The following is a 21,556-nucleotide window of genomic DNA, read 5'->3' on the forward strand; positions in this document are numbered from 1 at the left end:
GAAGGTCGGCGGGAAAAGCGCATGGGAGGCCTGATTTGTCAAGGTGCCGGGCCGCAGCGCGCCCCCCACCACCTCGGTATCAGGCCTTTTCATTCGACACGATGACACGGGCGGTGTCAGTTTCAGTCCACCAGTCACCGAGCGCATCGATCAACGGTACGAGATCGAGCCCCGCCCTCGTCAAATCGTACTCGACTCGCAGCGGATAGCCGTCGAACACCGTGCGCTCAACGATGCCGGCCTGTTCGAGCTTGCGCAACTCCAGCGAAAGCATCCGGTGGGACACGGTCGGGTTATCACGCTGCAACTCGCTGAAGCGCTTCGTGCCCTCCTTCAAGTAATAGATGAGCAGCGTCGGCCATCGGCCGCTCAACACGCGCATCACCTCTTCGATGGGACAGCGCGAAACCAGATCTTTCATGGCGAGGGTCCAGTCCAGGGTTACAAAAAAGTGCGTAATTTACATGGGGGCACAAGCCGCTAGGTTCCAGCCTCGCTGCGCAGCGTGATCACCGAGAAATCACGGAGAACGATAAATGGAACCGATTCTTGTCTATGGCTTCCCGGCGGGAAGCTCCATGGGGCTTGTGGCCGGGCTGGAATGGCTTGGCAAATCCTACCGGCTTTGCCGGGTGGATATGCTTGGTGAGATGCGCGAGCCTTCCTATGCGCGCCTCAACGCCCGGCATGAAACCCCCGTGCTCATCACCGATGTGGGGGAGCCGCTGACTGAAACCATGGCCATTGCCGCGTGGCTGGAAGCGCGGGATGATGAGCGGCGCATCAGTTTTGCGCCCCGCTCAGCCGAAGCTGACCGGATGCATCAGCTCATGGCCTTTATCAACACGGGCTTCACCTCGGCATTCGGCCCTCTTTGGGTGGCTCTGGAAGACGATACCCTTGACGCGCAGAAGAAGGAGGTGCTGCGCGCCTTTGGCCGCGAAGCAGTCATCGAGCGTCACGATAAACTTGAGGCCATGGCGGGAGACGGGCCGTATCTCGTTGGCGAGAGCCCCACTCTCGCGGACGCTCTTCTCATCGGCGTGGCACGTTGGCTTGATTTCCACGAGGTTGCTTCCCCGGAACGTTGGCCGAAGCTTTTCGATATACGCCGACGCATCGAGGCGGACCCGGCCATTGCCTATGCATTGGCGCTCGAAAGCGGCGAAAGCGTCGCCGGTTCTGGTGCGTGTCTCGGACATGTGGCGTTGCATGAGGTGATCGAACGATACGGCCGCTAGCTTCACGCCGGCAGACGTTGAAGGCATTCAATTCTGCCGGCACCCTGGCCACGCTTTCGATCATTCCGTCGGCTGGCATCCGCTCGACTGGGACCATCGCCCCGGCCTGCTGGCCCAAGAGAATTGGTACAGGGCATCCTATAGCTCGTTGTTGAACGGTGCGACCTGCCGCGCCTCCCAGCACGGGCCTCCCACCATGTCCAGCCTTCGCCCGCTGATCCCTCTTCTCATTGCCGCTGGTATCCTTTTGGCCGGTAACGGGCTTCAGGGCACGCTGATCGCACTTCGCGGCGCGGCGGAGGGTTTTTCCGAAACCACTATCGGCCTCATGGGCAGTGCGTATTTCGCCGGTTTCCTGATCGGCTGTCTCTACGTACCGCGTCTTTTGCGCGCGGTGGGCCATATCCGGGCTTTTGCGGCACTTGCGGCACTGGGAGCCGCCGGCGCGCTGCTCCTCGTGCTCTTCGTCGATCCGCTGGCCTGGATCGCCGTGCGTTTCCTTTCCGGTATCTGCTTTTCCAGCCTCTTCACCACCATCGAAAGCTGGCTCAACTCGGCTGCGCAAAACACCAACCGCGCCCGCGTTCTGGCCATCTACCGCATCATCGACATCGCCGCTGTCACCGGCTCGCAATACATGCTGCCAGCACTCGGCATCGAAGGCTTCGTCACCTTCGCCGTCATGGCCATGATGATCACCTTGTCTCTGGTACCGGTCTCCATGGCCGACCGCTCGAATCCGAAACCGCCGGCCGAGCTGCGCCTCGACCTGGCCGCCGTATGGCGCATCTCGCCGCTGGCCGCCTTCGGCTGTTTGGCAGTCGGCCTCACCAACAGTGCCTTCCGCATTGTCGGGCCGATCTACGGCCAGTCCATCGGCTTCAGCGTTTCGGAGATCGCCACCTTCATGAGCGCGGGCATTATTGGCGGGGCGGTGATGCAATATCCTCTGGGGGCGCTCTCCGATCGTCACGACCGTCGCGTCGTCCTTCTCTGCACCACCATCGGTGCACTTGTCTCCGCGCTGATCATCGTCTGGTTTGCAAGCGACAGCCCCAACGCGAACATGCTCCTTGTCTTCCTGTTTGGCGCTTTTGCCATGTCGCTCTATTCATTGTCCGTGGCTCACGCCAACGATCATGCCCAGAAGGATCAGTTCGTGCAGCTCGCCGCCGGCCTGCTGTTTTTTTATTCGCTCGGCGCCATGGTCGGACCTCTGCTGGCCTCACTTCTGATGCAGCGTTTTGGCCCACACGCGCTCTTCTCCTACACGTCCATTGTCTATGCGGTGCTGATCGGCGTGACCTTCTACCGGATGAGCGTGCGCCCATCCGTTCCGGCAGCGAGGCGGCGGCGCTTTGCGGCGCTGTTGCGAACTTCGCCTGTTTTCGTCCGGATGGCACGGCGCAGCCGCAATCAGCGATCCATCGACGACCTTTAATCGCGGCAAGCGGATTCTTTCCTTTTTCGCCAGCATGACCTAAAGAAACAGAATGGATCTGATCACCAAGCAAAAAGACCTCGAAGCGGCGATTCACGTCTTCGAAAAATCCGATTTCGTCACCGTCGATACTGAGTTTATCCGCGAATCGACCTTCTGGCCGGAGCTCTGCCTGATCCAGATGGCAGCGCCGGGTGCGACCGCGCTCATCGATCCGCTCGCCGATGGGATCGACCTCACACCGTTCTTTGCGCTCATGGCCAACGAGAACATCGTGAAAGTGTTCCACGCGGCGCGTCAGGATGTCGAGATCGTCTACAATCTCGGGAAATTGATCCCCACTCCTCTTTTCGACACGCAGGTGGCCGCCTCCGTCTGCGGTTTCGGCGATAGTGTCTCCTACGATCAGCTCGTCGCGAAGATTACAGGCGCACGCATCGACAAATCATCACGGTTCACCGACTGGCGCCGCCGTCCTCTCTCCGACAAGCAGCTAAGCTACGCGCTCGCCGACGTGACGCATCTCATCGATGTTTACCAGCACCTCAAGACCGAGCTGGAGCGTGAGGGTCGAGCGCATTGGCTCAACGAGGAAATGGCGGTGCTGACAGCACGCGAAACCTATGACCCGCATCCCGATGATGCATGGAAGAGGCTCAAGCTTCGCGTCAAGAAACCCATCGACCTCGCCATACTCCAGCACGTCGCGGCCTGGCGCGAGCGTGAGGCGCGCGAGCGCAATGTGCCGCGTGGGCGCGTCATCAAGGACGACGCAATCTACGAAGTGGCACAGCAGCATCCGCGCGACAGCGAGGCGCTGGGGCGGCTTCGCACGATTCCGAAAGGCTGGGAACGATCCAGTGCAGCGGCGGGGCTTCTCGGTGCCGTCGCCAAGGCGATGGCGATTCCGAAAGAGGATCTGCCGCGCCTGCCCCGTCCACCCCAGGCCCCCGAGGGAGCAGCCGCTGCGGCCGAACTTCTCAAAGTGTTGCTGAAGCTCGTAGCCGACAAGCAGGGTGTGGCGCCGAAAATGCTTGCCTCCAGCGACGATATCGACCGTATCGCCGCCGAAGGCGCGGATGCTGATGTTCCGGCCATGTCAGGCTGGCGGCGCGAGGTCTTCGGCAAGGAAGCGATGAAACTGGTGCAGGGCGAGCTTGCGCTGCGTTTCAACAATCGGAAGATCGAGATCTTCGAGCCTGCCGATGCCCATAGCGAGGCTGCGGAATAGCAGCAGAACTGGATTCCACAGCCTTTTTCTTCCAATCGATCATCGCCGGATGATGCTGTTCTGACATCAATGCCCTTTCTCCCGGATCACGGAGGAGAAAGGGGCTGTCAGCGCTACCCCAGCCTATTCTTTCGCCACTTCGAGTGCCAAATTCAGTCCCGTGACTTTGGCCAGATGTGCCATTCGGCCAACAGGGCGTTCTCCCATCAAGGCTTCATGTGATTTGGGAATGAGAAGCACTATGGCGCCGTCTTCCCGCTTTTCCCACTTGAGCTTGGGTATGATGCCCGGCATCGAAGCCGTCAGCAGATAGACCACTCGCAGAAGACCTCCCAGTATCCGTGCTCTCTCGACGTAACGGGGTGTCGCCAGCTGGCGCATACGCGGCGACAGGGCATCATTGAAGAGCCCTTCATGCCGAAACAGGTTGGCAAGCGCGATGAAGGCCCGGCCCGGGTGGTCAATGCCGATGAAGGAGCCATGAGCGATAATGTTGAGCGACTGGGTGCCCCGGTATTCCGGGTGCGCGCGCCAGCCAATGTCGGCCAGAAGACACGCCGCCTCGCGATAGCGCGCCTCCTCCTCCGTCTCTTCGATGCCAAGTGCCTCCAGCGCCGGTCCACTCCACTCAGCCAGTTCACGCGCGTGAGTCACCGAACGTGACCGCAGCACGGCGAGTTCCTGAGCGGCCGAAAGCAGCGGATCCCGCCTGCGATCTTCTTCCTCCAGCAGCGAGTAGAGATAGCCTTCACGCACGCCGAGCGCCGAGAAGACAATCTTGGACGGGTTTGATGCCCTGATGATTTCCTGCAGCACCGTCGCACCATAGGGCAGAAGCGTACGGCGGTTCTTGGAGATGTGGCTGATACCGGCGAAACGGTCGACACCGCCGGCGACGCGTTTCAGAAAATCCATCGACTGCTCGATGTCCATCTCGTAATGGTGCATCACCTCGAGTGGATAGCCGGTTTCAAGCATGTGCAGGCGGGCGAGGTTTCGCCATGTGCCGCCGACGCAGTAGAAGGGGCGCCCGGCTCCGTCCTTCATCCACGGGGCGCGGGCCAGTTCATCTCGAGCGATGCGCCCGGCCCTGGTTACGGAGTTTTTCGCCATCTCTTTAAGCCGCAAGCCGCCGAGTGGCAGGGTAATGCCGTCGCCCATCTCGTAGCCTTCAACCTCAACGAGTTCGAGACTGCCGCCGCCAAGGTCGCCGACAATGCCGTTCGGCTTGTGAAAGCCCGACATGATGCCGAAGGCGGAGTATTTCGCCTCCTCGCGGCCGGAGAGCACACGAATGTTCGTGCCCAGAATGTCTTCTGCCCGGTGGATGAAGTCCGGGCCGTTCTTCGCCTCGCGTGCCGCAGCGGTCGCAAGCACGTGCAGGGATTGCGCGCCGGCCTGCTCGGACAGCGCGCGGAAGCGGCGGAACTCTTCGACCGCCCGCGTCACGCCTTCAGGGTCCAGTTCGCCCGTCGTGACGATACTCTTGCCGAGGCCGGCCAGCATTTTTTCGTTGAACAACACACTCGGGGAGCGCGCGACCCCCTCGTAGATCACGAGGCGAATCGAGTTTGACCCGATATCGATGACCGAAACGGGACGCCGGTCCTGAAGCCGGCCCTGAGATTCAGCTATGCCCAAAAGATATGTCCGTTAGTCCGTTGGTGAAACGGCTTCGGCATCTACCTTCTTGCGCTTTTTGAAAGCGGCGATCCGCTTCGGCGCATGAGACTTCAAGGCATTGCCGCGACCGGATAGGCTCGGATTCGTCATGAAATATTCCTGAGCGTTGAACGGTTCTTCTCCCTCTTCAGGCATAATGCGCCGAGAGGTGCCATCGGGCAATACTTCAAAGCTTTGCTGGTTGTCCATGATGTTTCCGAGCATAATTTGCCCGAGAACCTGTTCATGCACCGTGGGGTTGGTGATCGGCACCATGGTTTCCACGCGCCGATCGAGGTTGCGTGGCATGATATCGGCCGACGAAATATAAACCACCGCCTCGTCGGACGGCAGGCCGTGTCCGTTGCCGAAACAGTAGATCCGGCTGTGTTCCAAAAAGCGGCCAACGATGGATTTCACCCGGATGCGCTCGGAAAGGCCCGGCACCTGCGGACGCAGACAACAGATGCCGCGCACCACCAGATCGATCTCGACACCCGCCTGCCCTGCCTCATAGAGCGCGTCGATGACGAGCGGGTCCACCAGTGAATTCATCTTCATCCAGATCTGGCCCGGCCGTCCCGCCTTAACATGCTCGATCTCCGCGCGAATATGATCGAGCAGCCGGTTGCGCAGCGAGAAAGGCGATACGGCTATTCGCATTTCGCCATCGGGCTCGGCATAGCCGGTGATAAAGTTGAACACCTGCGCCACATCACGTGCGATCTGCGGATCGTCCGTGAAGTAGGACAGGTCGGTGTAAATCCGCGCAGTAATCGGGTGATAATTGCCCGTGCCCAGATGACAGTAGTTGCGCAGCTTGCCTTCCTCGCGGCGTACCACGAGCGACATTTTCGCATGCGTCTTCAATTCAATGAAGCCGAACACGACCTGCACGCCTGCCCTTTCCAGGTCGCGCGCCCAGCGGATGTTCGCTTCCTCGTCGAAGCGCGCTTTCAGTTCCACCAGCGCCGTAACGGATTTGCCCGCCTCGGATGCCTCGATCAGGGCCCGCACGATCGGGCTGTCATTCGAGGTTCGGTAGAGTGTCTGCTTGATCGCGACCACTTCCGGATCCTGCGAGGCCTGGCGCAGGAACTGCACCACCACGTCGAACGATTCATAGGGGTGGTGGACAATCAAATCCTTCTCGCGGATGGCTGCGAAACAATCGCCATTATGCTCGCGGATGCGTTCGGGAAAGCGCGGATTGTAAGGCTGGAACAGAAGGTCCTCCCGCGGCACCTTCACAATCTCGGAAATCTGGTTGATGGCCAATGGCCGTTCCAGAACAGTGATGCGGTTTTCCGCGACACCCAATTCGCTCGCGACAAAATCCCGTAAGCCTTTTGGCATCTCATTGTCGAACTCGATGCGGATCACCGAGCCGCGGCGACGGCGCTTCAGGGCCGATTCGAAAAGGCGTACCAGATCCTCGGCCTCTTCCTCAACCTCGATATCGCTGTCGCGGATGATGCGGAATGTGCCGGAGCCAATCACCTGGTAGCGCGGGAAAAGCTTTCCGATGAACAGGCTGACGACATCTTCGAGCGTAATGAAACGGACCGTGCCGCTGCGGTCGGGCAACTGGATGAACCGCTTAAGCGCCACGGGCAGACGCAAAAGCGCGGTCATCGGTTCCAGCTCGCCTTCGTGTTGCAGTTCGAGCGCGATGGAAAAGCCAAGATTTGGAATAAATGGAAACGGGTGCGCCGGGTCGATGGACAGCGGAGTTAGAACCGGAAAAATCGCTTCCATGAAATGGTCTTCCAGCCATTTCATGTCAGATTGATTCAAGGCGTCGGCACGAACGAGCTCAATGCCTTCCCTGCCCAGGAGCGCCAGAAGCGCATTGAGGCTGTCATGCTGATCGATCTGTAGCCGCGCCACCTCGCGCAACACATGTTCAAGCTGCTCTTCGGGCGTGCGGCCGTCTGCGCTGCGCGTGGCGATGTGCTCGCGTACCTGTCCGGCGAGACCTGCAACACGCACCATGAAGAACTCGTCCAGATTATCGGCCGAGATCGACAGGAACCGCAGACGCTCCAGAAGCGGGTGGCTCTCGTTCTGAGCCTCATCCAGAACCCGCCTGTTGAACTGGAGCCAGGAGAATTCACGGTTGACGAAACGGTCCGGGCTGGCGCCGGCGATTTCATCGGCAGCGCCTGTCTCCAGAGAAAACTCATTCCGAACCGGCTTCAGTTCATTCATAATCTCACTCACGCTTTTCCAGTCACACGACACAGTTCGCTTGCCGCCAGTTTATCTGGTGACATGGTTTTGCGACAGTTTCATATCATAGGCTTGCAAAGATGCAGTTTATGCTACAAACGCAGGCAACTTCCAACGCATTCCAAGCGGGAGACGATGATGGCCGGATCTGCCATTCCCCATTTTCAGAACACCAGCGGACACGAAGTAATCGAAATCGGCGTGAAGGAATTCATGTGCGTCGGCGCCAATCCGCCCTTCGATCATCCGCATGTGTTCATCGACATGGGCGACGAGAACGAACGGGTCTGCCCCTATTGCTCGACGCTCTACCGATACAACCCGGCGCTGAAACCCGCCGAGACCAAGCCCGAAGGTTGCCAGTTCGAGGAAGCGGCCTGAGTAGCCAACAGGCCGATGACGGACGCCCCAGCAGCAATTATTGCCGGCGCAGGCATTGCCGGCCTGACGGCTGCGCTCGCCATGGCACGGCAAGGATTGCCGGTGCGCATCTACGAGCGCGCGCCTGATCTGACTGAGGTCGGCGCGGGTCTTCAGCTTTCTCCCAATGCGACGCGCCTTCTGGCCCGCCTCGGCGTGCTTGACGTCCTTGGAGATCGGGCCGTGCGCCCGCAGGCGGTGACCCTGATGAGGGCTGGCAACCTGTCTCCCCTTGCCCAAGTTCGTCTGGGGGATGCGGGCGAAACACGCTGGAATGCACCTTATCTGGTTGCACACCGCGCGGATCTGCAAAGCGCGCTTCTTGAGCGGGCGCGAAGCGAAGCGTCGATTAAGGTCGTCACCGGAGCATTGGTCGAGAAATCAGAGCTTCTAAAGGATGGCGGTGTGCGGTTGCACATCCGGCGAGACGACGCCATTGAGGACGTTCACACACCGCTTCTGATCGCCGCCGACGGCGTGTGGTCACATTCCCGACGTCTTGTCCGCTCCTCCGTGCGCAGCCGCTTCACCGGATACATTGCCTGGCGTGCGACGTTGCCAGTAGCAGAGGCGCGGGCAGCACTGGGCGATGCTCTTGTCGCTGACAGGGTGATAGCCTTCCTGGATCCGGCGTTTCACCTCGTCGCCTACCCGATCAGCGGTGGGCGTGCGATCAATCTGGTCGTCATTTTGCCCGGCGAAGTACCGCTCAATGCCTGGGCGCAGGACGTCGATGATACCCCTCTTAAAAAGACCCTCGCCCGGGTCAATCCGGCCCTCGGCCGGCTCGCAGGATCAGAGAGCGCCTCATGGACGGTCTGGCCGGTTCATGCAGTCAACCCCGCAGACGCGTGGACCAGTCCGCAGGGGGTGGCGCTCATCGGCGATGCAGCCCATGCAGTCCCTCCCTTTGCCGCTCAGGGTGCCGGGATGGCTATCGAGGACGCGGTCGTGCTTGCCAGGCTTTTGGTCGGTGCTGCCGGCGAACCGGCCTCTGCCCTCGCCACCTATGAAGCGGCGCGCAAGCCCCGGGTGATCCGCGTTGCCCGTCGCGGCGCCTTCAATCGCTTCACATGGCATGCACGCGGCGCGGTCGCGCTTGCGCGCGACATGGTTCTGAGAGGGCGCGGCGATAACGCTCTCATGGCTGATTTAGACTGGCTATACGGTTTCGACGCAGAAGCTCCCGAGCACTTCTGAACCCCCGGCACCACCTACCTGTATCAGAAATGAGAAACGCCGCGCCTCCACAGGGAGACGCGGCGCTGGTGTTTCGGTTCGTGCCGGGAGATCAGTGCAGGATCTGCGACAGGAACAGCTTGGTGCGTTCGTGCTGCGGATTATCGAAGAAGGCTTCCGGTGTGTTCTGCTCCACGATCTGGCCCTGGTCCATGAAGATCACACGGTTGGCCACCTGGCGGGCAAAGCCCATTTCGTGGGTGACACAGATCATGGTCATACCCTCTTCGGCAAGGTCGACCATGGTGTCGAGCACCTCCTTGATCATTTCCGGATCGAGCGCAGAGGTCGGCTCATCGAACAGCATAATGCGCGGGTTCATGCACAGGGCGCGGGCAATCGCCACACGCTGCTGCTGACCGCCCGAAAGCTGGCCGGGGTATTTGTTGGCCTGTTCCGGGATCTTCACGCGCTCCAGAAAGTGCATCGCGGTCGCCTCGGCTTCCTTCTTGGGCGTCTTGCGCACCCAGATCGGGGCCAGCGTGCAGTTTTCCAGAATGGTCAGATGCGGAAAGAGGTTGAAGTGCTGGAACACCATTCCGACTTCACGCCGCACCTCGTCGATCTTCTTCAGATCGTTGGTGAGTTCAATGCCGTCTACGACGATCTTGCCCTTCTGGTGTTCCTCAAGCCGGTTGATGCACCGGATCATGGTGGATTTTCCCGAGCCGGAAGGCCCGCACACCACAATGCGCTCGCCACGCATCACCCTGAGATTGATGTCCTTCAACACGTGAAAGTCACCATACCATTTGTGCATGCCGACGATGTCGATCGCGACGTCTGTGTCGGAGATCTGCATCTTGCTTCGGTCGGCGTGGAGCTCTTCGGCCCGGACGGCGTTTTCCTTTGCCATTTTAGTTTCCCCTTGGCTCTCGGCCTAGCGTTTGTGGCCGGTATCGAGCCGGCGTTCCATGAAAATTGAATAGCGCGACATGCCGAAGCAGAACAGCCAGAATACGAAACCGGCAAACACGAGACCGGTGATCGGTGTCTGGGGCGATGCCCAGTTCGCGTCCGCAAAGTTCTGTCGCACTGCCCCCAGAAGGTCGAACATGCCAATGATGTAGACAAGGCTCGTGTCCTTGAAGAGGCCGATGAAGGTGTTGACGATGCCGGGAATGACCAGCTTGATCGCCTGAGGAAGAACGACAAGGTTCATCTTCTTCCAGAAGCTCAGACCCAGCGCATCGGCGCCCTCGTACTGCCCTTTCGGAATCGCCTGCAGACCGCCGCGGATGACTTCCGCCATATAGGCCGAGGCAAACAGCGCCACGCCGACCAGCGCCCGCAGAAGCTTGTCGAACGATGTTCCCGGCGGCAGGAAGAGCGGCAGCATGACGCTCGCCATGAACAGGATGGTGATCAGCGGCACGCCGCGAATTGTCTCAATGAAGACAATGCAGACGAGCTTCACCACCGGCATTTGCGACCGGCGACCGAGCGCCAGAAGAATGCCAAGCGGGAACGAGACCGCGATGCCCACATATGCAAGCACGAGCGTCACCAGCAGACCGCCCCAGAGCGGGGTCGGCACCGGTCGAAGCCCGAACACGCCTCCCGACAGAAGGACAAAGCCGACAATCGGAAATACGACGAACAGAAGGATGGCGTTGAGCCCTTTGCGCGGAACGCCGGGAATCAGGAGCGGAGTCAGAAGCGCCACGAACAGAAAGCCAGTCAGATATACGCGCCAGCGTTCATCGACGGGATAGCGCCCGAACATGAATTGCTGGAATTTCGCATCCACAAAGGCCCAGCATGCTCCGGACCAGCCTTCCGGCTGCGTGCCACCCTGCACCACGGTGGCACAGACGGAGCGGTCCGCCCCGGTCCATTGGGCATCAATGAACGCCCACTGGATTACCGGCGGCACGATCATCACGATCAGAGCAATGCCAAGAATTGTGAAAATCGTGTCCGTCACGTTGGCAAACAGGTTCTTGCGCAACCATGAAACGGGCCCATGGTCCGAGACGGGTGGCGCCTGATTGGCCACCATCTCGGCGCGGACGAAGGAAAGATCGTGTTCTTGCATCCTATCGCTCCACCAGCGCCATTCGCGCGTTGTACCAGTTCATCAAACCGGCCGTTCCGAGACTGAGACCGAGATAGACGACCAGCCAGATAGCGACCACTTCAATGGCCTGACCTGTCTGGTTGAGCGTTGTCCCGCCTGTGGCAACGAGATCGGGATAGCCGATTGCCACCGCCAGCGAAGAGTTCTTGGTCAGGTTCAAATACTGGCTGGTCAGCGGCGGGATAATGATCCGCAATGCCTGCGGTATGATCACCAGCCGCATCGACTGGCTCGAGCGCAGGCCCAGTGCCTGAGCGGCCTCACTCTGGCCATGGCTGACGCCAAGCACCCCGGCGCGGACGATCTCGGCGATGAAGGCAGCCGTATAGAACGACAGGGCCAGATATAGTGCCAGAAATTCCGGACGCACCTGAATGCCGCCACGCAGGTTGAAGGTCGACAGTTCCGGAAACTCGAAACTCAGCGGCAGGCCGGTGACGACAAATGCCAGAAGGGGCAAGCCGCCAATCAACGCCACGCTGGTCCAGAACACCGGGAACTGCTCGCCCGTCGCCATCTGTCTGCGATGCGCCCAGCGGCGCACGAAGAAGGTGAAGACGATGCCAAGCACAAGTCCGACGAGTACAAGCCAGGCCCCCTCACCCCACAGGAAGCGGGGAAAATAGAGCCCACGGCTGTTGAGGTAGGATCCGAACGGGAGGTCGATGCTCTCACGCGGCAGCGGCAACACGGAGAGGACACCGAAATACCAGAAGAAGATCACCAGAAGCGGCGGAATGTTGCGAAAAACCTCGACATAGACGAGACAGATGCGATTGATCAGCCAGTTCTTCGACAGGCGGCCGATACCGATGATGAACCCGATGATCGTGGCAGTGATGATACCGACGATCGCCACGCGAAGCGTGTTCAGGAACCCGACGAAGAGTGCGCGCCCATAAGTGGAATCGGAAGAAAATTCGACAAGGCTGTCACCAATGTCGAAGCCGGCACGTCCTTGCAGGAAATCGAACCCGGATGCGATGTTGGCACGTTGTAGATTTGCCGTCGTGTTGCCGATGATCCAGTAGATCAGGGCAATCAGGCCGGCAAATACCAGGACTTGATAGGCAATTCCTCGAACGCGCGGATCATAGAAGAGCGGCACACGAGGCGCCGCGCCCTCCACAGTTGATTGCGGGGTGGCCATGGCTATCCTCACCAGGAATGGTGAAAGGCGGCGCGAACCGCCTCTCACGCATTAGTTTGACGGGATCCGATCAGCGGATCGGCATACCGTACTGAAGGCCACCCTTCGTCCAAAGGGCGTTGATCCCGCGCGAGATCTTCAGCGGGCTCTCTGCACCCACATTGCGCTCAAAGATTTCGCCATAATTGCCCACATGCTTGATCGCACGAACGGCGAAATCGTTGGTCAGACCAAGATCGGTACCAAGCTTGCTGCCTTCCTCGGTGCCAAGAAGACGACGCACCTCGGGGTTGTCCGAGTTCATCTTCTCTTCGAGGTTGGCCTGGCTGATGCCCAGCTCTTCTGCATTGACGAGCGCGTAATAGACCCATTTCACGATATCCAGCCACTGGTCATCGCCGTGGCGCACTGCTGGCCCAAGGGGTTCCTTGGAGATGATTTCGGGCAGAACGATGTGATCATCCGGATTGGTGAGGTTTAAGCGGACGGCATAAAGACCGGACTGATCGGTCGTGTAGACGTCGCAGCGCCCTGCATCATAGGCCGCATTCACCTCTTCGAACTTCTCGAAAACAACTGGGCTGTACTCCATGTTGTTTGCCTTGAAGTAGTCGGCAAGGTTCAATTCCGTCGTCGTGCCGGCCTGCACGCAGACCGCGGCGCCTGAAAGCTGAAGTGCTGAGTTGATGCCCTCAAGCTTCTTTGCATTGATCATGAAGCCCTGGCCGTCATAGTAGGTGACGCCAGCAAAGTTGAGGCCAAGCGCGGTGTCGCGGCTGATCGTCCAGGTGGTGTTGCGCGAAAGCACGTCCACCTCGCCCGATTGAAGCGCCGTGAAACGGTCTTTCGCCGACAGTGGCGTGAACTCCACTGCTTCGGGATCGTCAAAGATTGCGGCAGCCACGGCGCGGCAGAAATCCACGTCGAGGCCTTTCCAGTTGCCCTGGTCGTCCGGTGCGCTGAAACCGATCAGACCGGTGTTGACGCCGCACTGGACGTGGCCTTTCGCCTTGACATCGTCCAGCGTGGCCGCGGAAGCCGGTGCTGCCATCATCGCGATCGCGGCCGAGCCGAGCAACGCTTTGACAATATTTTTCATGATTACGAACCCTTTTTTCTGTGTTCGGGCTTATCCCCTGACATTTTCAGTGCGGAAGCAGGCGAATGTCCCGTACACCCCAATCGGAGCGCCGGCCCAAAGAGGGCGGACACGCACTTCCTCTCCCACGCACTGGTCCCATCGAATGCCATAAATCTGTTTGGGTCAAGAGCCAAAGACCCTTGCTCCAGAGGCACGCGCGCAGCTCCTCCCCGGTTGACGGGTCGCCGACAATGGCGTTCCATCCGGCATCTCAAACGCCCGGTTTTGAGGGTTTTCCTTCCGCTCACAATCCAGGGCGCGTCCGCAGTCAATCAAGCGACAGGTTCCATGAACGAAATGAATAAGACTAAAGTCGGAGACAACACGCGACTTGCCCATATGGGCAACAACCCGCGCGACTTTCACGGTTTCGTCAACCCGCCGGTGGTTCACGCTTCAACCGTGCTGTTTCCCGATGCCGGGACCATGGCCTCACGCAACCAGAAATATACATACGGCACCCGCGGCACCCCCACCACCGACGCGCTGGCAGCCGCCATGAACGAGCTGGAAGGGGCTGCCGGCACCATTATCGTGCCTTCGGGGCTAGCCGCTGTCACCGTTCCGCTGCTCGCTTTCCTGTCGTCCGGCGACCACATCCTGATCGTCGATTCGGTCTATCATCCGACACGCCATTTCGCAGATACCATGCTTACCCGGCTTGGCGTCGAAGTGACCTATTACGACCCGGCTGCCGACAAAGACATCGCCACACTGATGCAACCCAATACCAAAGTGGTCCTTACGGAGGCTCCGGGCTCCGGAACGTTCGAAATGCAGGACATCCCGGCCATTGTCGACATCGCCCACCGGGGTGGCGCCATCGTGATGATGGACAACACCTGGGCGACACCACTCTTCTTCCGCCCGCTCGACCACGGGGTCGATATTTCCATTCAGGCGGCCACCAAATACCCTGGCGGCCATTCAGATGTTCTTCTGGGAACAGTTTCGGCCAATGAAGCGTGCTTCGAGCGCCTGCTCGACGCCCACGGGGCACTCGGCATCTGTGCTGCACCGGACGATGTCTACCAGGTGCTGCGTGGCTTGCGCACCATGGGCGTGCGACTCGAACGCCACCAGCAGAGCGCACTGGCGCTCGCGCGCTGGCTGGAGGGGCAGAAGGGCGTTGCCCGCGTTCTCCACCCTGCTCTCGAATCACATCCCGGCCACGCGATCTGGAAGCGCGACTTTACCGGTTCCAGCGGACTGTTCTCCATCGTCCTTGATGGAGGCGGCGAAAAGCAGGCTCACGCGTTTCTCGACACATTGAAATATTTCGGCCTCGGCTATTCATGGGGAGGTTACGAGAGCCTTGCAGTGCACGTGCAGCTCAACGACCGCACGATCGCCAAGCCGCCCGAAGAAGGCCCGGTGATCCGACTGCAAGTCGGCTTGGAAGATGTTGAGGATCTGAAGGCCGATCTTGCCGCAGCTCTTGTCGCCACCGCAAAGGCCTGACGGCAGGGCTCATTGCTCCGCGGCGCGTGCTTCAACCGCTTCTTGTCTGATCGGGGTGTGCGCCGCACCCGGGCAATGAGCCAGGCCTCTATCTGCCTTCTCTCATGATCCTTTCAAGCGCTCGCCGGTCGCTGCGGGACCTGATCTGTTCGGCCGTAAAATGGCGCGGCATCAGCCGTTTTCCGATGGTGTCCTGCTCTACATCGAAACTGCGGCGCGCAGCCACCAGAAGGTCCTGGGCACGGTAGGTGGCCACCACGATGACAGTCAGTTCGCGCAACCTCTCAAGGGCCGGTTTCCGATCAACCGGCCAGGCGCCCTCAGCCGTGCGGTTCTGCTCGAGCACCTTGTCGATCAATTGCTGAAATGTGCCGATATCAAGCCATTCGCTGCTATCGAGCGGCCCCTGAAACCATTGCGGATTGCGGTCGCTGCCATTCAGGATGTCGAGATCGAGGTCGCTTAGTGAATACCGATTGCGTGCCACTGCTTTCTCGCCGTCGGCAAGATTGCCTACCTCCAGCAACACAGCTTCGATATAAATGGGCTCGGCGCTCATGTTCGCAATCAGGCAATGCGCCTGCAGGCGATGACCAGCGCCCCGATTGATCAGGATTTTGGGACGAAGCGTGCGCCGGTAGTTCATCAGCAGCATCTGAAAATAGAGCGTCCATACCACCAGTGTGGCGAGACTTGCCAGCGCACTGACGGCACCATGGTTGTTTTGCAGCCAGCTCCAGATCGCTTCAACAATTGTGTCCTGCATTGGCGGCCAACGCCCGTCCGCTCTCTTCGTTCCGGAGAGCCGTGACGCCCGGCGATGGAACGGAAACCTCCCGTCCTCCGTTCAGACCACAGATGTTGAACAGACCCCGAAAGGAGCACTGGCATGAGCGACCGGCAGAAAAAAGATCGCGCATCGGACATCCAGAGCAGCGATCTCGCCGCCGACCGGATGGGCAATAATCAGCTGCAGGGCGACGACCAGGCGAAGGTCCGCAATCAGCGCCATGCCGTTCCGGACGTCAAACAGGAGGCAGACGATGTCATCGAGAGTTTCGAGAAGCTGGACAAGGAAGAGCGCGCGCGCAGGGATCTCGGCAAGGGTGCCCGCTCCGGCAGCACCTAGCTCCTCTCTTCCAGGCGCCCTCCCCGCGTGATCATGAAGGCCCGAGAACTTCGAGAGGTGCCCCAGAACGAAGTGTCGGAAAACGCAAAGCCGGACATCTCATCGTTCATGCGGGCAATCGTTTCGGCCGTTAAAGCGGCGCGCTGAATGCGCTCCAGGGACCATGTTTCCCCGGAAAAACCACCGGCGGGGTCAGCGCCTCGCAGGTGGTTTTTATTTCGGTGACAAGCTAAATCTGAAACAAGCGGCCTGCCCCATCGGCACGCCGGTCAAGCCCCAGAAGCCCCATTGCGCCCCATGCCCCTGCCAGAGCGCTCGAAACAACCGGCAGACCGCATTGCTGCTCGATGGTTTCCGTCACCGGAAGCGTCTGCAAACCGCCGCATGAAATGAAGAGCGCCTCCACATCCTTCGCGGCGCGGCAGGTTCCCACGCCCAGATCGATCAGTGTTTCGCTGGTCACAGTCGCAATCGCATCCACATCCTCGATGTCGAGCGAGCGCAGGACCTTCACCTCGAAACCGGCGTTCTCCAGATACGTCTTCAGGCGGTCATTGACGACACTGCGATAGGCCGTGGCCACCGCCAGCCGGCGCACACCAAGCGCTGCCAGAGCTTCCAGGACGCTGTCGCTCATCGTGGTAGCGGGCAGCCGCGAGGCTTTTTCCATTGTCGCAATGAGTTCTGCGTTGAACGCAGCGCCACGATAGAAACTCAGCGATGTCCCCATCAAAGAAATCGCCTGCGCGCCCCGCTTTGCGAGACGCATGGAAAGCTCCTCCACCCGTTCGATCACCGCGTCATAACCTTCCGGCGAAAGCGCCTTCAGGGCCAGTCCCTCCGCGATGAATTCAGCCCGCGCCGCATAAAGCGCCCGAGGTTCCGGCGGGACAGCGCCCGCCGCCGGTGGAACGATCATGCCGATTACCGGTTTGTCGCCCATACCCTCACCCCTTGCCATGACCAGCAGCGGAAGGACGCGCGGAAAACGCGCTGACCGCATCCATGTTCAGATCGAATCCGAGGCCGGGGCGTTCTGAAAGGCTCATCTTCCCGCGTTCCGGCTTTTGCAGGCCGGTGAAGATCTTCTCGCACACATTGACTGCTGGCACGTGATACTCGACCAGTCCGCCATTCGACACGCCGGCATGCAGATGCGCATTGTGGAAAGGCCAGCCACCGCCGTTGGCAATCGGCGTTGCAAAGGCGTCTGCCATCGCCGCGATCTTCTGCGCTTGGGTAAAACCGCCTCCAATCACAACGTTGGGCTGCAAAACGTCGACGCATTTCTCCACCAGCAGGTCGCGAAAGCGATAGGCAAGCCCCTCGTTCTGTCCGCCCGCGAGCGGCACGGGACAGCGCTGGCGCAGATCCGCCAGCCAGCCGGTATCGTTTTTCAGAAGCGGCTCCTCGAAGAAATCGACCCTGTAGGGCGCCACCGCCTGCGCCAGTTTGAACGCGCTGTGAGGATCGAGATTGCAGTTTGCATCGATGAAGAGCTGCACGTCCGGCCCAACCGCCTCGCGCACCGCAGCCACCCGACGCGCATCCTCCGCAATCATTTCAGCAACGTTGATCACATCGCGACGGCGGGTGGCCTCTGGCGCCACGGTCATCTTGAGGCGGTTGAACCCGGCATCCACCCAGCCACGCGCTGACTGCACAAGTTGATCGATGGTCAGAAAATTGAAGCCGCAGGTGACGTAAACCGGCACTTCCCGGCGCGCGCCACCCAGAAGCCGCCACACCGGCTGGCCGAGGATCTTTCCTTTCAGGTCCCACAGCGCAGTGTCGACTGCGGAGATTGCATGCAAGGCATAACCCGTCTGCCCGCGCGGGCTCATTAGCCAGAAGAGCTTTTCCCAGATCGCTTCCGTGGCCAGTGGGTCCATGCCCTCCAGCGCGGGTGCTGCCACCTCGCGGATGGCTTCGGCAACGGTGCGTTCTTCGGTGATGGCCGTAAAGCCATGTCCCACATGACCATCGGCGGTCTCCACCGTGCAAACCACGGCGGATAGATCGAGACTGCGGGTGACGCCCGCCGCCGTGATCTCGGCTGGAATGTTGAGAGCGTAGCTCTGAATGCGCGTGATGGCGCGCGCTTGTGCCGAAGGCGACTGCAACATGGTTATCTCATCATCTGCGAAGGTAGGAAAAGAACAATCTCGGGAAACAGGGTAATCAGCAGCGTTCCAATGCCCAGGATCGCCAGGAACGGCAGCGAACCCATCATGATCTCCCGCATGTCAACCTTTCTGGCTATGGCCTTGACCACGAAAAGGTTGATGCCCAGAGGCGGCGTGATGCAGCCCATCTCCATGTTCAGGGTCACAAAGACGCCGAACCAGACCGGGTCGAAACCGGCGCTGAGCACAAAGGGGAGGAACATGGGTGCCACGATCACGACGATGGCAAAAGGCGGCAGGAAGCAGCCCAGAACCAGCATCACCAACCAAAGGGCGAACAGCGTCAGCCAGCGATTGTCGAATGCATCGACCAGCAGGCTGGTGATGGCGGACACGACATTGTGGAAGGCGAGAAACTGCGAAAAGGTGTAGGCGAAGGCGGCGATGATGAGAATCATCGACGTGTCCTGTACCGTCTTGAGCAAAAGCTCGCGCCACACGGACCAGCTTGTGATGCGGTAGATCACCAGCACCAGAAGGATGGAGGCCGTCGCACCGACAGCGGCGATTTCGGAAGGCGTTGCCCAGCCGCCATAGAGCGCCAGCATGATGCCGGCCATCAGAGCGAAGAAGGGTAAAACCCGTCCAAAACTGCCGCTCTGGCCGCTGGCGGCGCGCGCGGCGCCCAGTTCTTCAAATTCCGCGCGCTGTTCGGGCGTCAGTTTCGCCAGGTGTCGCCACATGACGAACCAGGTGTAGAGCGAAAACAGCACCACCAGCATCAGCCCCGGCAGAATGCCGGCAAGAAAGAGCTGGCCAATGGAGGTTTTCGTCACCACGCCATAGAGCAGAAGCACTATGGAGGGCGGTATGAGAATACCCAGCGTTCCACCACCGACAACGATGCCACAGGCAAGCCCTGGCGGATATCGACGCGCGAGCATTTCCGGCACGCCTGAAGAGCCCATCGCCGCCACCGTGGCCGGCGAGGACCCGGAGATGGCCGAGAACATTGCGCAGCCGGCAATGGTCGACATGCCGAGCCCGCCGGGCACGGGCAGGAGTCTGCTCAGCGCGGAATAGATGTCTGAGCCGGCTGGACTGACCGCCACCACCGCGCCCATGAAGATGAACATCGGCAGCGCGACCAGCTCGATGGAATCGAGCGACTGGAAAGCCGTTTCCGCGATGTAAAGCAGTTCACCCGGCTCACCGACCAGAACGGATGAGGCCACCATCGCGCCAAGCAGCGCATAGCCGATGGGAAGCCCCGCCAGGATGAAAAGGAGAAGAATGCCAACCGAAACGAAGGCAAGCGTGACCGGATCCATCAGTGATGCCCTCCCTGCGGCTGTTCGAGCCGGCCACCGCACAGCCGGATCGTCAGATCAACCGCGAGCGACGCGACCAGAAGTGTTCCACCAAGCGGGATCGCGAGATGCGGCACCCAAAGCGGTGGACCCCACAGGGTCTCCGAACGCCAGCCGGTCTCCCAGGAATGAAGAAACATGTTCCAGCCGGAATAGGTCACGAGCACGAAGAGGCACAGCGCGAGGAATTCAAGGCTGGCGGTGTGTACCTGCCCGGCGCGCCCCTTCAGATATCCGGCGAGAATCTGGACGCTGATCTGGCCGCCGCTGCGGTCCGTAAAGGCGGCCGAGAGGAAGGCGGCAAAGATCAGAAGGTAGACGCTGAATTCCAGTTCCCATATCGTATTGACACCGAGAAGGCCCCGCGCGAACACAGCCCAGGTGATGACGGCGGATGCCACCACGACGCCGACCGCCGACACCATGGCTGCGGCGGCCGACACACGCTGCAGCACCGCTCGCACTCTGAAAAGCACCTTCAGAAGCGGTGACTGCTCTGCGGGCGCCCCTTCGGGCGCTCCGCCATGATCTGACTTTGCTTCGTTGAGCGCATTCATTGGCGCGGCTGGTCCACCGCTTTCAGAACGGCATCACCATTGGGGACACTTTCCCGGAAATAGGCCCAGGCGTGCTCGCGCGCCGCATCATGCCACTGTGCAACCTGCTCTTCGGTGAGCTCATGCACGCTGACGCCGGCCTCCCGGAAGGCATCGGATATCCGCTTGTTGTCCTTGACTGTCTGTTCTGCGAACCAGGCTTCAGATTCGGCAATGGCTTCCAGAAGAGCCGCGTAATGCGCCTCGCCGATCTTTTCCTCCACACCGGGCGACAGGAGAACCGAATGCATGGCGCCCACGAAGCCTGGACCGACCATCAGGTGATCGACCACCTCCTGCAGATTGTATCCCTCGAAGGACGCATAGATCGTCAGCACGCCGCTCAGAACGCCGGTCTGCAGCGACTGGTAGATTTCCGACGCGGGCAGCGATGTGATCGTCGCGCCATAGCCGTTCATCATGATCTCGGTGGCCTTGCCAAGCCCTCTCATCTTGTGACCCTTCAGGTCCTCCGGCAGCACGATTGCCTCGCCCTTGTTCCCGATCGTGCCCATCGCCCAGCCGCCACCGGCAAAAACCAGGCCTGCTTCCGACACCGCCTCCTCGAGCATCGGCCAGATCGCCCGCTCACGCCACACCAATCCGTCCTGCGGGGATGCGACGAGCCCCGGAAGCGCGCCGATCTCCGCCATCGGCACCTTTCCCGAGAGCCAGGGCAGCGGGTAGATCGCCATGTCGATCCGATCTCGCGCCACAAAGTCGGCCTGCGCCCGCGCCTTGCCGAGTTGCTGGTTGGGATAGACCTCCACCTTCACCTCTCCGCCGGTCTTTTGGGCTACGATCTCCGAGATCCGGTCAGCCCACAGATCGCGTGTGTCGCCGTCGGTGTAGGAATGGCTGAGCCGCAGAACGGTTTCGGCCGACGCCGCTTCCACGGCGATTACCGAAGCAGCGCAGGCAAGCGCCGCTGCCATGAATCTGTACATCAATTTCCTCCCGCCGGTTGCCCGGCTCTCGTTCCCATTTGAACACCAAATATTAAATCTGGTATACCAAACCGTAGTTTGTGGCGAACC

20 protein-coding genes are annotated in these 21,556 nt (G+C 60.3%); 7 read left to right on the forward strand and 13 right to left on the reverse strand.

The window, feature by feature from the left end; translation table 11 throughout:
- Positions 1-79: 79 nt before the first annotated feature.
- A complete protein-coding gene (locus P2W41_RS12015) occupies positions 80-421 on the reverse strand; it encodes a helix-turn-helix domain-containing protein (protein WP_292894790.1) in 342 nt (113 codons plus the stop codon).
- Between the two features lie 115 nt (positions 422-536).
- Between P2W41_RS12015 and P2W41_RS12020 the strand changes: the two genes are divergently transcribed.
- From P2W41_RS12020 to rnd, 3 genes are all read left to right on the forward strand, one after another.
- A complete protein-coding gene (locus P2W41_RS12020) occupies positions 537-1,241 on the forward strand; it encodes a glutathione S-transferase family protein (RefSeq protein WP_404933254.1) in 705 nt (234 codons plus the stop codon).
- Between the two features lie 196 nt (positions 1,242-1,437).
- Positions 1,438-2,682, forward strand: a complete 1,245-nt coding sequence (locus tag P2W41_RS12025) for an MFS transporter (RefSeq protein WP_404933255.1) — start codon at positions 1,438-1,440, stop codon at positions 2,680-2,682.
- 52 nt (positions 2,683-2,734) lie between these two features.
- Positions 2,735-3,913, forward strand: a complete 1,179-nt coding sequence (rnd, locus tag P2W41_RS12030) for a ribonuclease D (protein ID WP_292894781.1) — start codon at positions 2,735-2,737, stop codon at positions 3,911-3,913.
- 123 nt (positions 3,914-4,036) lie between these two features.
- On the opposite strand, the gene ppx is transcribed toward rnd, so the two are convergent.
- Both ppx and P2W41_RS12040 read right to left on the reverse strand, forming a co-directional pair.
- The gene (gene ppx, locus P2W41_RS12035; RefSeq protein ID WP_404933256.1) at positions 4,037-5,554 is read right to left on the reverse strand and encodes an exopolyphosphatase; all 1,518 of its coding nucleotides are present in this window, start codon (positions 5,552-5,554) and stop codon (positions 4,037-4,039) included.
- Positions 5,555-5,566: 12 nt separating this feature from the next.
- The gene (locus tag P2W41_RS12040) at positions 5,567-7,786 is read right to left on the reverse strand and encodes an RNA degradosome polyphosphate kinase (RefSeq protein WP_292894775.1); all 2,220 of its coding nucleotides are present in this window, start codon (positions 7,784-7,786) and stop codon (positions 5,567-5,569) included.
- A 159-nt stretch (positions 7,787-7,945) separates the two neighbouring features.
- Between P2W41_RS12040 and P2W41_RS12045 the strand changes: the two genes are divergently transcribed.
- Positions 7,946-8,188, forward strand: coding sequence for a zinc-finger domain-containing protein (locus P2W41_RS12045; protein WP_292900122.1), 243 nt, complete (start codon positions 7,946-7,948; stop codon positions 8,186-8,188).
- 15 nt (positions 8,189-8,203) lie between these two features.
- On the forward strand, positions 8,204-9,427 hold the full coding sequence (locus P2W41_RS12050; RefSeq protein WP_404933257.1) for an FAD-dependent monooxygenase: 1,224 nt from the start codon (positions 8,204-8,206) through the stop codon (positions 9,425-9,427).
- Positions 9,428-9,518: 91 nt separating this feature from the next.
- Here the strand turns inward: P2W41_RS12050 and P2W41_RS12055 are convergent, their stop codons facing one another.
- From P2W41_RS12055 to P2W41_RS12070, 4 genes are all read right to left on the reverse strand, one after another.
- Positions 9,519-10,322 carry an amino acid ABC transporter ATP-binding protein gene (locus tag P2W41_RS12055; RefSeq protein WP_292894769.1) on the reverse strand — a complete coding sequence of 268 codons (804 nt, stop codon included), beginning with the start codon at positions 10,320-10,322 and terminating at the stop codon, positions 9,519-9,521.
- Positions 10,323-10,346: 24 nt separating this feature from the next.
- Positions 10,347-11,504 carry an amino acid ABC transporter permease gene (locus tag P2W41_RS12060; RefSeq protein ID WP_404933258.1) on the reverse strand — a complete coding sequence of 386 codons (1,158 nt, stop codon included), beginning with the start codon at positions 11,502-11,504 and terminating at the stop codon, positions 10,347-10,349.
- 1 nt (position 11,505) lies between these two features.
- Positions 11,506-12,696 (reverse strand): amino acid ABC transporter permease, encoded by a 1,191-nt coding sequence (locus tag P2W41_RS12065; protein ID WP_292894763.1) that lies wholly within the window; start codon positions 12,694-12,696, stop codon positions 11,506-11,508.
- Positions 12,697-12,766: 70 nt separating this feature from the next.
- Entirely contained in the window at positions 12,767-13,795 is a 1,029-nt protein-coding gene (locus P2W41_RS12070) for an amino acid ABC transporter substrate-binding protein (RefSeq protein WP_292894761.1), read from the reverse strand.
- A 330-nt stretch (positions 13,796-14,125) separates the two neighbouring features.
- Here P2W41_RS12070 and P2W41_RS12075 point away from each other — a divergent pair, with 330 nt between their 5' ends.
- Positions 14,126-15,298, forward strand: coding sequence for a cystathionine beta-lyase (locus tag P2W41_RS12075; protein ID WP_404933259.1), 1,173 nt, complete (start codon positions 14,126-14,128; stop codon positions 15,296-15,298).
- An 88-nt stretch (positions 15,299-15,386) separates the two neighbouring features.
- Here P2W41_RS12075 and P2W41_RS12080 read toward each other — a convergent pair whose 3' ends face one another.
- Positions 15,387-16,064, reverse strand: coding sequence for a hypothetical protein (locus P2W41_RS12080; protein WP_404933260.1), 678 nt, complete (start codon positions 16,062-16,064; stop codon positions 15,387-15,389).
- A gap of 123 nt (positions 16,065-16,187) precedes the next feature.
- Between P2W41_RS12080 and P2W41_RS12085 the strand changes: the two genes are divergently transcribed.
- Positions 16,188-16,427, forward strand: coding sequence for a hypothetical protein (locus P2W41_RS12085; protein ID WP_292894753.1), 240 nt, complete (start codon positions 16,188-16,190; stop codon positions 16,425-16,427).
- Positions 16,428-16,656: 229 nt separating this feature from the next.
- On the opposite strand, the gene P2W41_RS12090 is transcribed toward P2W41_RS12085, so the two are convergent.
- The 5 genes from P2W41_RS12090 to dctP are packed head-to-tail and all read right to left on the reverse strand — an operon-like array spanning position 16,657 to position 21,466.
- A complete protein-coding gene (locus P2W41_RS12090) occupies positions 16,657-17,370 on the reverse strand; it encodes an aspartate/glutamate racemase family protein (RefSeq protein WP_292894750.1) in 714 nt (237 codons plus the stop codon).
- A 4-nt stretch (positions 17,371-17,374) separates the two neighbouring features.
- Entirely contained in the window at positions 17,375-18,553 is a 1,179-nt protein-coding gene (locus P2W41_RS12095) for a mandelate racemase/muconate lactonizing enzyme family protein (RefSeq protein WP_292894747.1), read from the reverse strand.
- 2 nt (positions 18,554-18,555) lie between these two features.
- Positions 18,556-19,884, reverse strand: coding sequence for a TRAP transporter large permease (locus P2W41_RS12100; protein WP_292894744.1), 1,329 nt, complete (start codon positions 19,882-19,884; stop codon positions 18,556-18,558).
- The gene (locus tag P2W41_RS12105) at positions 19,884-20,480 is read right to left on the reverse strand and encodes a TRAP transporter small permease (protein WP_292894741.1); all 597 of its coding nucleotides are present in this window, start codon (positions 20,478-20,480) and stop codon (positions 19,884-19,886) included. Before P2W41_RS12105 ends, P2W41_RS12100 begins: the two co-directional genes overlap by 1 nt.
- Positions 20,477-21,466, reverse strand: a complete 990-nt coding sequence (gene dctP, locus P2W41_RS12110) for a TRAP transporter substrate-binding protein DctP (protein WP_404933261.1) — start codon at positions 21,464-21,466, stop codon at positions 20,477-20,479. The genes P2W41_RS12105 and dctP overlap by 4 nt, the downstream gene beginning before the upstream one ends.
- Positions 21,467-21,556 lie beyond the last annotated feature (90 nt).

The sequence above is a fragment of the Nitratireductor sp. L15S-10 genome, assembly GCF_045011005.1.
Lineage (GTDB): Bacteria > Pseudomonadota > Alphaproteobacteria > Rhizobiales > Rhizobiaceae > Nitratireductor.